Source organism: Neobacillus fumarioli NBRC 102428, assembly GCF_001591485.1.
GTDB lineage: Bacteria > Bacillota > Bacilli > Bacillales > Cytobacillaceae > Neobacillus > Neobacillus fumarioli.
The window spans coordinates 1-13,824 of the sequence record NZ_BCUZ01000063.1; the positions used below are offsets into that span (position 1 = coordinate 1).

The 13,824-nt window shown below is 40.7% G+C and carries 11 protein-coding genes; 7 read left to right on the forward strand and 4 right to left on the reverse strand.

Features of this window, described 5'->3' with window-relative positions; translation table 11 throughout:
• The first annotated feature begins 49 nt into the window (after nucleotides 1–49).
• Complete coding sequence (gene murC, locus BFU02S_RS10330; RefSeq protein ID WP_066370076.1) at nucleotides 50–1,348, forward strand: UDP-N-acetylmuramate--L-alanine ligase; 1,299 nt, start codon at nucleotides 50–52, stop codon at nucleotides 1,346–1,348.
• A gap of 42 nt (nucleotides 1,349–1,390) precedes the next feature.
• Here murC and BFU02S_RS10335 read toward each other — a convergent pair whose 3' ends face one another.
• Nucleotides 1,391–2,506, reverse strand: a complete 1,116-nt coding sequence (locus tag BFU02S_RS10335; protein ID WP_066370079.1) for an aminopeptidase — start codon at nucleotides 2,504–2,506, stop codon at nucleotides 1,391–1,393.
• Nucleotides 2,507–2,709: 203 nt separating this feature from the next.
• Here BFU02S_RS10335 and BFU02S_RS10340 point away from each other — a divergent pair, with 203 nt between their 5' ends.
• The 5 genes from BFU02S_RS10340 (at nucleotide 2,710) to ccpA (ending at nucleotide 6,646) form a co-directional block, all read left to right on the forward strand.
• Nucleotides 2,710–3,168, forward strand: coding sequence for a DUF948 domain-containing protein (locus BFU02S_RS10340; protein WP_066370080.1), 459 nt, complete (start codon nucleotides 2,710–2,712; stop codon nucleotides 3,166–3,168).
• A 27-nt stretch (nucleotides 3,169–3,195) separates the two neighbouring features.
• The gene (locus tag BFU02S_RS10345) at nucleotides 3,196–3,687 is read left to right on the forward strand and encodes a YtxH domain-containing protein (RefSeq protein ID WP_066370082.1); all 492 of its coding nucleotides are present in this window, start codon (nucleotides 3,196–3,198) and stop codon (nucleotides 3,685–3,687) included.
• Nucleotides 3,688–3,761: 74 nt separating this feature from the next.
• Nucleotides 3,762–4,091 (forward strand): bacillithiol system redox-active protein YtxJ, encoded by a 330-nt coding sequence (gene ytxJ / locus BFU02S_RS10350; protein ID WP_066370086.1) that lies wholly within the window; start codon nucleotides 3,762–3,764, stop codon nucleotides 4,089–4,091.
• Nucleotides 4,092–4,334: 243 nt separating this feature from the next.
• Nucleotides 4,335–5,411, forward strand: a complete 1,077-nt coding sequence (locus tag BFU02S_RS10355) for a bifunctional 3-deoxy-7-phosphoheptulonate synthase/chorismate mutase (protein WP_066370088.1) — start codon at nucleotides 4,335–4,337, stop codon at nucleotides 5,409–5,411.
• A gap of 230 nt (nucleotides 5,412–5,641) precedes the next feature.
• Complete coding sequence (ccpA, locus tag BFU02S_RS10360) at nucleotides 5,642–6,646, forward strand: catabolite control protein A (protein ID WP_169797589.1); 1,005 nt, start codon at nucleotides 5,642–5,644, stop codon at nucleotides 6,644–6,646.
• A gap of 29 nt (nucleotides 6,647–6,675) precedes the next feature.
• Here the strand turns inward: ccpA and BFU02S_RS10365 are convergent, their stop codons facing one another.
• Nucleotides 6,676–7,848, reverse strand: a complete 1,173-nt coding sequence (locus BFU02S_RS10365; protein ID WP_066370091.1) for an acetoin utilization protein AcuC — start codon at nucleotides 7,846–7,848, stop codon at nucleotides 6,676–6,678.
• A gap of 105 nt (nucleotides 7,849–7,953) precedes the next feature.
• Nucleotides 7,954–8,586 (reverse strand): GNAT family N-acetyltransferase, encoded by a 633-nt coding sequence (locus tag BFU02S_RS10370; RefSeq protein WP_066370093.1) that lies wholly within the window; start codon nucleotides 8,584–8,586, stop codon nucleotides 7,954–7,956.
• 203 nt (nucleotides 8,587–8,789) lie between these two features.
• Between BFU02S_RS10370 and acsA the strand changes: the two genes are divergently transcribed.
• Nucleotides 8,790–10,508 (forward strand): acetate--CoA ligase, encoded by a 1,719-nt coding sequence (acsA, locus tag BFU02S_RS10375; RefSeq protein WP_066370096.1) that lies wholly within the window; start codon nucleotides 8,790–8,792, stop codon nucleotides 10,506–10,508.
• 434 nt (nucleotides 10,509–10,942) lie between these two features.
• Here acsA and BFU02S_RS10380 read toward each other — a convergent pair whose 3' ends face one another.
• Nucleotides 10,943–13,699 carry a transglycosylase domain-containing protein gene (locus tag BFU02S_RS10380; protein ID WP_066370098.1) on the reverse strand — a complete coding sequence of 919 codons (2,757 nt, stop codon included), beginning with the start codon at nucleotides 13,697–13,699 and terminating at the stop codon, nucleotides 10,943–10,945.
• Between the last annotated feature and the right edge of the window lie 125 nt (nucleotides 13,700–13,824).

Genomic DNA, 13,824 nt, shown 5'->3' on the forward strand with positions numbered 1-13,824 from the left:
TTTAATATAATAGTTTTGACAATACGAGACGTTGGTTGGAGGTTCTTCTATGACTATTTACCATTTTGTAGGTATTAAGGGGTCGGGAATGAGTGCTCTTGCACAAGTTCTTCATGATATGAAATTCCATGTGCAAGGCTCCGATGTCGAAAAGCGTTTTTTTACCCAGGCAGCCCTTGAACAATCAGGAATAAAAATCCTTCCGTTCAACAAGGATAACATTAAGCCAGGTATGACAATTATTGCAGGAAATGCTTTTCCTGATACCCATGAGGAAATTCAAGAAGCGATGAAGCTCGGACTTCCTATTGTACGTTACCATCGCTTTTTGGGTGATTTTATGCAAAATTTTACGAGTATTGCGGTTACCGGTGCACATGGGAAAACATCGACGACCGGCTTACTTTCTCATACGATTTCAGGGATTAAGCCGACTTCTTATTTAATCGGAGATGGTACTGGCAAAGGGAAAGAAGGAGCAGAATACTTTGTATTTGAGGCATGCGAATACCGAAGGCATTTCCTGTCGTATTTCCCGGATTACGCCATTATGACGAATATTGATTTCGATCATCCAGACTATTTTGCTAATATAGACGATGTTTTTTCTGCTTTTCAAGAAATGGCACTTCAAGTGAAAAAAGGGATATTTGCCTGTGGTGATGATGGCGAGCTGCAAAAAATCCAGGCTAAGGTGCCGGTTCTTTTCTATGGGTTTGATGAAGAAAATGACTATCAGGCAAAAAACATTGTGAAAACAACAGATGGAACCAGCTTCGATGTATTTATCCGCAATACATTTTATGATTCATTTTTTATACCGACCTTCGGCGACCATAATGTGTTAAACGCATTGGCCGTTATTGGGTTATGCCATTATGAAGAAATGGATGTACGGGCAGTAAAAGAACGTTTGATGTCATTCCAAGGGGTAAAACGAAGATTTTCTGAGAAAAAACACGGCTCGCAAATCTTGATCGATGATTATGCCCATCACCCGACGGAGATTAAGGCAACGATAGATGCAGCAAGACAGAAATATCCTGATCGTGAAATTGTAGCTGTCTTTCAGCCGCATACCTTTTCACGGACGCAAGCCTTTTTAGAGGATTTCGCCAAAAGTCTGCGCCTTGCCGACAAGGCCTATTTGTGTGAAATTTTCAGCTCGGCCCGTGAGAAAAACGGCAAGCTGTCTATTAAGGACTTGCAGGCGAAAGTGGAAGGTTCCGAAATTATTTCTGAAGAAGATACTTCTGTTCTGAAGAAACACCAAAATAGTGTTATTTTATTTATGGGAGCAGGGGACATCCAAAAATATCAGGAATCTTATGAAAAAGAATTAGTATAGAAAAAAGCGGAGGCTTAAAGCTAAAGTCTCCGCTTTCCGCTTTTATTTAAGATTTTCAGGATTCAGCCCTTGTAATTCAGGTACGACGAACAGTCCGTCTTTACGGATGAGTACATCATCAAAATAGATTTCTCCGCCGCCATACTCCGGGCGTTGAATATTGACCATATCCCAATGAATATTGGAATGATTTCCATTGAATGCATCATCATAGCATTGGCCTGGTGTAAAGTGGAAGCTTCCGGCAATTTTTTCATCAAATAAAATATCCTGCATCGGATCAAGAATATATGGATTGACGCCAATCGCAAATTCCCCAACATACCGGGCGCCTTCATCTGTGTCAAATATTTTAATAATCCGGTCCGTATCATTAGATTCTGCCTCAATAATTTTTCCATCCTTAAATGTCAACTTCACATTTTCAAATGTAAAGCCTTGATATGGAGAAGGTGTGTTATAGGTAATAACCCCATTAACAGAATCACGGACAGGTGCTGTATAGACTTCTCCATCAGGAATATTTAATCTTCCGGCACACTTGATGGCAGGAATATCTTTGATCGAGAAGGTTAAATCAGTCCCTGGTCCTTTAATATGAACTTTGTCGGTTCGATTCATCAATTCCACAAGACTGTCCATGGCCTTGTCCATTTTTCCGTAATCTAAATTGCATACGTCAAAATAAAAATCTTCAAATGCTTCCGTGCTCATTTTGGCCAATTGAGCCATCGAAGGAGTAGGATATCTTAAGACGACCCATTTTGTTTTTGGCACACGGATATCCCGGTGAACTTTTTTGCCAACCGTATTGCCTTGAATTTTCATTTTCTCGTCCGGAACGTCTGCCAGCTCATTGATGTTATTACCGGACCGAAGCCCTATGTATCCATCCATTTTACTCATGACGTTGGCTTCAAATTCAGCCATCAGATTAAATTGCTCTTCCTCAGCCCCCATTAGAAGAGCCCGGTCCACTTGATGATCTTTTAACAGAACAAACGGATATCCCCCTGCTTCATAAGCTTCCTTTACAAGCGCTGTGACAAGTTCTCGTTGGAGCCCAAAATTTTCAATTAATACTTTTTCCCCTTTTTGCAGCTGTACGGAGTAATTGATTAAATTTTTTGCCAGCTTTTCAATACGCGGATCTTTCATAGAAAATGCCTCCCCAAAAAGTAAACTGCTATTATATTTTACCCGAATAATAAATAAAAATTGAACTGCCAGGCTTGACTAAATTTTTTAGCATATAGCAGGAAAACAAGACAAATAGATGGAATTAATATAAGATAGATAACGAGGTTTAAACCCATGATAAATGGGTTATAAATAATTAAGCTTAAGTCGGAGGTTTAGGAATGCAAATCATTTTATATTTAAGTGTGGCGCTTATTGCCGTAGCGTTTCTTGTGCTTGTCATCTATTTATCAGTCACGTTAAAATCACTTCGAGGTACACTAAACAGTGTTACAGACACATTAAAAGGCTTGGAAAAACAGCTGGAGGGAGTGACTAGTGAGACGACATTGCTTTTGCGAAAAACGAATGCATTGGCAGATGATCTCCAGCAAAAAACCAAAAGTTTGAATAGTGTTGTAGAAGCAGTAAAAGATGTGGGAGTGACAGTCCATAAATTTAATGGTACACTTCAAACAATTACACATTCAATGGACCAACAGATTGAAAACAGTAAGGAAAAAATCTCCCAAATTGTGCAATGGAGTAACGTGCTTATTGAATTAAAAGATAAATGGCAGACAAGAAAGCAGGCCAAACAACAACGATTTACCGAGAAGGAAAAAGCAAGAGCCCATTAAAGCTTAAAAAACAAGGAGGTTATCCAAATGCCTAGAGATCATGAAAAACAGGAAATTACTCAAAGCCGTACTGAAGAACCAACTGGCAATAGTTTTTTGCTTGGAGCCGTGATTGGAGGGATCGTTGGGGGAGCAGTAGCCTTGCTATTCGCTCCAAAGCCGGGAAAAGAACTGCGGCGCTCGATAAGCAGCCAAGCAGGAGCGATACTTGATAAAACAGAACAAATACGGGAAAATGTTCGCTCTAAAAGCAATAAGCTTGTATCCAAAACCTCCAGCCTGTCTCACGGAATTGTCGAGCAATCCTCTGTGCTTCTTAACAAAGTAAAAACCAAAACTACTGTTTCATCAGAAAATAACGGAGAAGCTGAGTCAAACTATATTTCCATTGGAGTTTCTGGGAAGTCTGCTCCCAAAAAGCCTGCCGGAAAATCAAAGCCGGGTCAGGAAGAAATTAGAAAGAAATTGGCTGAAACCCAAAAAGCTTTTGACGAGGAAGAAAATAAAGTCAAGTTATAAACTGGATGTTTGTGATCCTTACGGTGAAGTGTTACAATGACTTCACCGTTTAATTTTTCTGGAGGTAATTTTCCATGCTGAAAAAAATTGAAACAACCGAACAATTTGAGGAGTTATTAAATAAAGAGAGTCGATTTTTTCTATTAAAGCATAGTTTAACATGCCCGATCAGTCAGGCTGCTTATCAGGAATATGAAAAGTTTGCCGAAGAACATCGAGACATTTCCACCTACTTTTTGGCGGTTCAAGAGGCCCGCCCATTATCGAACGCCATAGCAGAAAAGTTTCAAATTAAACATGAATCGCCGCAGGCCATCTTATTTTCTGATGGGAAAGCAGGATGGAATGCATCACATTGGAAAATAACAAGCCGTTCCTTGGAAAATGCCTTAGGTGCAGAATAATTTTTATAAATATGGCACCTTTAAATGACTTGCATCATACATTACGCTAATATATACTTTGCTGTTCTTTAACGCATAAAAGCGTTTAATTGGTAAAGAAAAAAGGGATGACAAAGAAAAGTATTTCCGTTATAATAAAGCCTAATTATATAAAAAATTCTAAAATTGAAAAATTGGTATTGCAGGCAGTTAGTAACTCCAAGATCAACCAAACTGATTTGCAAAGAAAGGACGGGGCGTTTGATGGGCAACAATGAATTGGAACAATTGAGAGCACGAATTGATGAAGTAAACTTGGAATTGTTAAGGCTGATCAATGAAAGAGCCATGCTTGTTAAGGAAATTGGCCGTGTGAAAGAGAGCCAGGGGGTATACCGCTTCGATCCGGTTCGTGAGCGGATGATGCTTGATAAAATTAAAGAACATAACGATGGTCCGTTTGACAATGCCACGATTGACCATATCTTTAAGGAAATTTTCAAAGCCGGGCTTGATCTTCAAAAAGATGATCATAAAAAAGCTTTGCTTGTTTCCAGAAAGAAGAAGCCGGAAGATACTATTGTTACATTAAAAGGCGAAGCAATTGGCGATGGCAAGCCGCATTTTGTATTTGGCCCATGTTCGGTTGAGTCTTACGAGCAAGTCGCAACCGTTGCTAAGGCAATGAAGGAAAAAGGATTGAAACTTCTAAGAGGCGGAGCGTACAAGCCAAGAACATCTCCTTACGATTTTCAAGGCCTCGGGGTAGAAGGGTTAAAAATATTAAAGCGAGTTGCTGTTGAATATGATATGGCTGTCATCAGTGAAATTGTGAATCCGGCTGATATTGAAATGGCACTTGATTATATTGATGTCATTCAAATTGGCGCACGTAATATGCAAAACTTTGAATTGTTAAAAGCTGCCGGTGCTGTAAATAAACCTGTTTTATTGAAAAGGGGATTGTCGGCAACGATTGAAGAATTTATTAATGCGGCAGAGTATATTATGTCTCAGGGGAATGGCCAGATTATCCTTTGCGAACGGGGAATCAGGACTTATGAGAAAGCGACAAGAAACACGCTTGATATTTCGGCAGTGCCGATTTTAAAACAAGAAACCCATTTGCCAGTAATGGTGGATGTTACTCATTCTACCGGCAGAAGAGATTTACTGCTTCCTTGTGCGAAAGCGGCAATTGCCATTGGTGCAGACGGCGTCATGGCTGAAGTTCATCCGGACCCTGCTGTTGCCTTATCAGACTCTCAGCAGCAAATGGACTTGGAGCAGTTTGACCAATTCTATACTGAATTACTTGCATCTAATTTTGTTCGTGTGTAAAATTAATAGAATGAGATCAGCCTTCTGCTCAAATGCTGCAGAAGGCTGATTTATTTGATTGCGGCTTTCAATTTCTTGTCGTATCATTAATTACATATTAAGATTGTATATTTTCTCACATAAGAAAATAAAAACATTCTTTCTGTACAAACATAACGGAAAACATGACTAGAAATTTAGATGCTGCAGTAAAATAAGGAAAACAATGTACGTTTAGGAGAGTGTGACAAGTGAATAATATTACGATTTATGATGTTGCCCGTGAAGCAAATGTTTCAATGGCGACTGTTTCCCGTGTCGTGAACGGGAACCCTAATGTAAAGCCAGTTACACGTAAAAAAGTATTAGAAGTGATTGAAAGATTAGGCTATCGGCCGAATGCAGTGGCAAGGGGACTGGCAAGTAAAAAGACAACCACTGTCGGAGTCATTATTCCCGATATTTCTAACATCTTTTATGCAGAATTGGCCCGCGGGATTGAAGATATTGCTACGATGTACAAATACAATATCATCTTAAGCAATTCTGACCAAAATAAAGATAAAGAACTACATTTGCTTAATACTATGTTGGGAAAACAAGTAGATGGGATTGTATTCATGAGTGACAATATTACATCTGAGCATGTAGAAGAATTTGAAAAGTCCCCTGTACCAATTGTGTTGGCAGGTTCCATCGAAAAATCCGAAAAAATCCCTTCTGTTAATATCAATTATGAACAGGCAGCCTATGATTCCATAAAAGAATTTATCGACCGCGGGCATAAGTCTATTGCCTTTGTCGTAGGGCCGCAGTACGAATACGATATTTCGTCAAAGAAGTTAGCCGGATATAAACGCGCATTGAGTGATGCCAATATTCCATTTAATGAAGAATTGATCATCGAAGGTGATTATACTTACGATTCCGGGCTCGAGGCTTTTGAGAAAATTCTTGATCTTTCCGTTAAGCCGACTGCGATTTTTGTCGATTCTGATGAAATGGCACTCGGAGTTGTGCATGGGGCTGAGGACAAAGGCTATAAAATACCAGAAGACTTTGAAGTGATTACTTCTGATAATACAAGATTATCCTTGATGGTTCGGCCGCAGCTTACAACGATTGTTCAACCATTATATGATATCGGCGCTGTTGCTATGCGTCTTTTAACAAAATTAATGAATAAAGAAAAAGTAAGTGGACATATTGTGGTTCTTCCACACCGGATTGAGCACCGCAAATCTACTAGAGATTAACAAAAAGAGCCGATAAACGGCTCTTTTTGTTAACTTGTTTTATCTTTCGCCTGGGAGCGAATAGGATATAGTGCTTTCTCAAGCGTAATGAGATTTTTTTTCGAGATTTCGGACTTTCTTGGAATTGGCGGATATAGGTTTTCCGGGTCATCCCATTCCTTTGGCAATTCTACTGGGGCTTGTGTTTGCCATGTATGAATCCAGTCCTCCGGCAATCTGCCATAACAATTAGAGTTTTCCGTCATTTCTAACCAAATGAGGGCCCATGCCCTTGGAACAACCCGCCAGATATCATAGCCTCCGCCACCGACGGCAATCCATCTGCCATTACAGTATTGATGGGCAATTTCGTGAGCAAGCTTTGGGATTTCCCGATATATTTTCATCGTTGTTGATAAATGGGTTAATGGATCGTAATAATGGGCATCAGCCCCGTTTTGTGTCAAAATTACATCTGGTTTGAAAAAATCTGCAACCTCTTTTATTGCGTGTGAATATGCGTGAAGCCATGATTCATCTTCTGTAAAGGCATCAAGAGGGATATTAAAAGAATACCCGTAGCCTGAATCCTGGCCTCTTTCGTTGATGTTTCCTGTGCCGGGAAATAAATATCTCCCGGTCTCGTGAATGGATAAAGTACATACATTTGGATCATCATAAAATGACCATTGGACACCGTCCCCGTGATGGGCATCCGTGTCCACATATAATACACGAGCGTGGTATTTTTCCTGCAAGTATCGAATGGCCACTGAAATGTCATTATAAACACAAAATCCCGAAGCTTTCCCACGGAAACCGTGATGCAGTCCGCCGCCGAAGTGGGCAGCATGAAGCGCTTTCCCGGACATCACTTCATCGACAGCGGCCAGTGTCCCACCGACTAATAAGGTACTAGCCTCATGCATATTAGGGAAAATCGGGGTATCTTCAGTGCCTAATCCATAGTTTTCCGCAATTTCTTGGGGAAGTTCTCCCTTTCCTGCTTTTTTGACGGCCTCGATATAGCTTGTATCAAGAATCAGTTTCAACTCTTCCTCTGTGGCCATTCTTGGTGGAATCATTTGGTTTGAGTCCAGAGCATTGAGCCGATTTAATAAGTCTACGGTCAGTTTAAGCCGAAATTGATTAAACGGATGATGGCTATTAAATTTGTAATTCAGCAATTCCTCTGAATAAATGAAAACTGCTTTATCATTCATAGATAACGTCACCTATGGTGTCTGCCGGATTCGATGTTACGATATCCGCTATCATTATTTCTTCCACATTCATTTGAAAATCCTCTCCAGTGTAAAATATTTTTATTAGTACATAAACCTGTTCATAAATCGGAGACGGTCAAATTTTTCGATTGATTCTTGATTTACGCGCTTTCCTATTCTTGCCATCAAACAGTTGGCTGGATGGGAACAAATTTCCGGATCATCTGTGGCATACCATTCAAGGCCGCCAGCATTCATCATTTTTTCCATCACTTTGCGATATTCCCAAACATTTAATTTTGTACCTTTTAAATCCCAATGCCAGTAATATTCTGTTGTAATAATGATATAATCTTCCATCGCCTCATCCATCATCGATACCATTAGAAGATTCTTCCCAACTGAACATCCTCTGAATTGAGGAATCACCTCTATGGCACCTAGTTCTATTAAATTGTCGATTTTTCCTTCAGACCAGCGTTCTAACGGATCAGGATAAAGATAGGTAACATAGCCGACAATGGTGTGATCATACCTTGCGATAATAATTCTTCCTTCTTCTAAATCGGCAATTTCAATTAATGCCTGATGCTGCTGGTGCGGCTGGCGAAAGGCGACGAGATCCCTATGAAATTCATAGCTGGCAATTTTATCTGAAGAAATGGGCCCTTCGATGATCAAAGTCCCATGTGGGGTTTTTAATTCTTTCGCGTTATAGGTTTTGATATGTTCCATTTGGTCACCACCTGGGGATTGGATTATATTTTCTATTATAGCATCATCGTAAAATTTTCAGTTTTAAAAGATAAAATGTTTTTAAAAATTGTGAATAGTCGTTATTTGTACTATAATAATTTTATAGAATTTCACCGACGATTCTCTTTAAGATTATTCGTTTGGGAAATGAGACTAGTAAAAGACGGCAGAGGGGGATTTAAATGAAGTTGGAAGCGTTACCAGTTGTTCAAGGAGATCACAACCTTCGTGATTATGAAGAAACTTATAAAAATTTTGACTGGAAAGATACTGAAAAGGAATTCTCCTGGAGTGTAACAGGCCGTGTAAATATGGCCTATGAAGCGATCGATCGCCATGCGGAAACTTATCGGAAAAATAAAATAGCTCTTTACTATCGTGATGATCATAGAAATGAAAAATATACCTTTAAGGAAATGAAGGAGCTGTCCAACAAAGCTGGAAACGTGCTGAAACGTTATGGAGATGTTGAAAAAGGCGACCGGGTATTCATATTCATGCCGCGTTCACCAGAGCTTTACTTTACTGTTTTGGGAGCTATTAAGCTGGGAGCGATTGTCGGTCCATTATTTGAAGCCTTTATGGAAGGAGCCGTCAGAGACCGCCTTCAGGACAGTGAGGCAAAGGTGCTGGTTACAACACCGGAATTATTAAACCGGGTCCCCGTCAAGGACTTGCCTGCCTTAAAGACTATTTTTGTTGTCGGCAAGAATGTGGAGGAAGACGGTATTTGCATTGATTTTCTGAAAAAATTTGAAGCTGCCAGCAAAGAACTGGAAATCGAATGGGTTGAACGGACCGATGGCCTCATTCTGCACTATACTTCCGGCTCCACTGGCAAACCAAAGGGAGTCTTGCATGTTCATAATGCAATGATCCAACATTATCAAACAGCCAAATGGGTATTGGATTTAAAGGATGACGATATTTACTGGTGCACGGCTGACCCTGGCTGGGTTACTGGTACTTCCTACGGAATTTTCGGGCCATGGTTGACCGGTACATCTAATGTAATCGTTGGAGGCCGGTTTACGCCAGAGACCTGGTATAAAATGATTCAGGATTTTGGCGTAACTGTTTGGTACAGTGCCCCGACCGCTTTCCGGATGCTAATGGGTGCCGGTGATGAACTGGTTAAGAAATATGATTTAAGCAGTCTGCGCCATATTTTAAGTGTTGGCGAGCCATTAAATCCGGAAGTGATTAAATGGGGAGCTAAAGTATTTAACCGGCGGATTCATGATAACTGGTGGATGACAGAAACCGGAGCTCAGCTGATCAGCAATTATCCTTGTATGCCAATCAAGCCGGGATCAATGGGAAAACCGATTCCGGGTGTTATTGCAGCCATCGTTGATAACCAAGGAAACATTCTTCCGCCATATCGGATGGGCAACCTGGCCATTAAAAAAGGCTGGCCGTCGATGATGCACACCATTTGGAATAATCGCGAGAAGTATGAATCCTATTTTCTTTCGGGAGATTGGTATGTTTCCGGAGATTCCGCTTATATGGATGAAGACGGCTATTTCTGGTTCCAAGGCCGTGTTGACGATGTCATCAATACATCAGGTGAACGTGTAGGACCGTTTGAGGTGGAAAGCAAGCTTGTGGAGCATCCGGCTGTTGCGGAAGCCGGTGTAATTGGCAAACCGGATCCTGTGCGTGGGGAAATTATTAAAGCTTTCATCGCGTTAAGGGATGGATATAAGCCATCAGAGGAATTGAAAGAAGAAATCAGGGTATTTGTGAAAAAAGGTCTTGCTGCCCATGCTGCACCAAGAGAAATTGAATTCCGCGACAAGCTGCCAAAAACACGAAGCGGTAAAATCATGAGACGTGTCTTGAAAGCTTGGGAATTGAACTTGCCGACTGGTGATTTATCAACAATGGAAGATTAATAAGATCAGTTTACGTAAATAAAAAAATCCGCACCGAATATTTCGGTGCGGATTTTTTAACCAGATAGAAAAGGGATATTTTTGTCTTGTAAATCGTACAGTCCCTCCAGTTTTGTTCTTCATCACCCTAATGAAGGATAGTTTCCTTTTTTGAAGCACCGGCTTTGTCCTTCATCGCCCCAATGAAGGACAATTTCCTTTTTTCAAACCCGGGATTTGTCTTTCATCGCCCCAATGAAAGACAGTTTCCTTTTTTCAATCCTCGGTTTTGTCCTTCATCATCCCAATGAAGGACAATTTCCTTTTTTCAAACCCGGGATTTGTCTTTCATCCCCCCAATGAAGGACAATTTCCTTTTTTCAATCCTCGGATTTGTCCTTCATCGCTCCAGTGAAGGACAGTTTCCTTTTTTCACGATCCAGTTTGGGGGCGTCTTAATTTGGTACTATGACTGTTCCAACCGTCACAAGGTTGGAAGGTGCCGATTCTCTCCCAGCGATATCGACAGCTGTAATATAATAAGTGCCGCTGTCAGCGGTAAACTTGAGGACAGAACCACTGGCAGGAATACTGGCTACTTTAGCAGAGGAAGCTCCGCCCCGGTATATTCTGTAGCCGACAACATCACGATCCGGCGGAGATGTCCAGCTTAAAGTATGATCAGAAACTGTTACATTTACAGGGTCTGGGTTTTTTCCGTTATCGCTTATCTTAGAGGCAGATGCAAATACTTTTCTCCAGCCGGCCTGGTCGGGAATCAATTCACTATAATCCGTGAAATTCTTTCCAGCCATTCGTGCAATAAAATCCTGATTTAAAAGGACACCAGTTTGGGTAAACTCTGACGGTGTTGATTTTAGGGCTAAATACTTTTTACCGCCAATCGTGACTAATTTTCCATTCATCAAACTGTCATCCACTTTTGTTGGAACATATTTGTCATTAAAATAATCACTTTCAACAAGTCCTGCCTCACGACAGGCATCTGACGGAAGAAGGCCGCTTGCTGCACAAATAGAGCGTTTGACAATTCCGGAAGGCATTTGAAACGACTCTTTTGGTGCAATTAAAGTAGGATTGATTTTATAGGCTGCATTGATTAATTGAGCCCAAAGATTATTGGTACGCTGGCTATAGGACATTCCCGGTGTTTCCAGTGATTTTTGTGTATCATAACCGGTCCAGATCCCAAAGGTAATATTGGGATTGCTGGCAACGAACCATGAATCGTAATAATTCACTCCTGTACCAGTTTTTCCTGCCCAATCCGCTGTAAAATCCAAGCGGTTTTTAATTCCTGATGCTGTCCCCATTTTAATTACATCCCGCATCATATCAAGGGTTAGAAAAGCCGTTTGCGGTGTGAAGACATCCACTGGTTTCACTTCGTGCTTGTAAATCACTTTCCCTCTTTTATCGACAATTTTTTCAATTACGTAAGCATCAATAAATTTTCCGCTGTTGGCAAAGGTGGTAAATGCATTCGTGTTTTCTTCTATCGTTACACCACCGCTGATGGAGCCGATGCCGGCTGCCGGGTTTGTGTAATCATCCTTTGTTAATGAAGAAAAACCCATCTTCTCCAAATATTTTGCAGGGTTTTGATTCAAAATCGATTCATACACAAGAATCGCCGGAACATTATAAGATTTTGCCAATGCATACCGTGCCGAAACTAAGCCGTTGTATCGATAGTCATAGTTATGCGGCCATACTTTTTCCGGATGTGCCGGGTCAAGATGTGATTCGACATCTGCAAGCCTTGTGCCTGGTGAGATTTTTCCCATCTCAATGGCAGGTCCATAGACGAGAAGCGGCTTCATCGTTGATCCGTTTTGCCGCAATGCACTTGTGGCGTGATTCAGCTGCTGTCTTTGAAAATCCCTGCCGGCTACGAAACTGATAATTTTTCCAGTCTTATTTTCAATCAACATCGCTCCGACTTCCACAGGTTCCATGATCGTTTTCATGCCTCCTGTATCGGGATCTGTTACAGTCTGCGGTTTATCCGGCCCATAATATGGATAGTTGTCTTTCACTTTTTGCATAGCATCATATATATCTTTATCAATCGTTGTATAAATTTTGTAGCCATTTTGGTGTAAATCATGGCTTGCATGTGTTTGGTATTTATGATATAGCGCCTTATTTGTTTTCAGTTCCTGTTCAGAATGTCCATCTTTTTTCGCTAACTCCAATGTCAATATGTCAATCGCCCTGCTTTCGATCTCTGCTGTAAGCCACGGGTATTTTTCACTAGTTATGCTAGCAGGACCGATAAAATCCTTTGTAATGTCATAGGCCGCTGCTTGATTATATTGTTGTTCGGTTATGTAACCGTTATCATACATTCTTTTTAAAACTGTTTTCATTCTCCTAATGCTTGGCTCGAGGTTTTTCTTGATCTTTCCTTCATTGGTAAATGGGGTATAGCCAAAAGGACTTTGCGGCAGACCGGCAATGAAAGCCGCTTCCGGCAGTGTTAAGTCACGGGCACTTTTTCCAAAGATGCCTTTTGCCGCAGCCTGAACCCCGGCAATATTGCGGCCCGAGGAATTTCTGCCGAATGTCGCAACATTTAAATATGCTTCTAGGATTTCCTTTTTGCTGAAAAATTTCTCCAGCCTAAGTGCCAGTAGTAGTTCACTTGCTTTTCGTTGAAAGGAAACTTCATCGGTTAAGATCTGGTTTTTAATTAATTGCTGGGTCAGCGTACTACCTCCAGTTTGAATTTGGGAGGAAGTTAATTCCTGAAATATGGCCCGGAAAACAGCTTTAGGAACAATACCTTGATGTTGATAAAAGTATTCGTCTTCTGTGGCGATCACACCATCAATCAAATAGTTAGAAATTTGATCAAGTTGTACCTCCTCACGCTCAAGGTCTGTCCTTAATTTACCGAGATAAACATTATTAGCAAAATATAATTCCGAAGTGGCAGTGTAATCATAAATATCTTTTTTCATACGGTCGTATGATCGGATCGGTTCGTCCTTTACGAGTGAAGCAAAGTAACCAGCCCCGATCCCGAATACAAAGGCGCTTCCAATTAAGACGGTCATGATCACAAGCAGAAACAAGTTCCAAGTAACGAGATAGGTAATTCTTGCAGTTTTGACTGTTTTTTGATTGGTTATAAAGTTATACAGAGGTTTCACTTTATTGAGTAAAGCCCGCCATTTTTCTTCCATAGCAACACCTCACTAAAATATATTTAGTATACCATAAAGAGGAAATAAAAATTGACAATATCCTGCATTTTTCTAAAATCTTCGAGCCAGGAAATAAGAAAAACGCAAGCGCCTTGGTCAGCCTG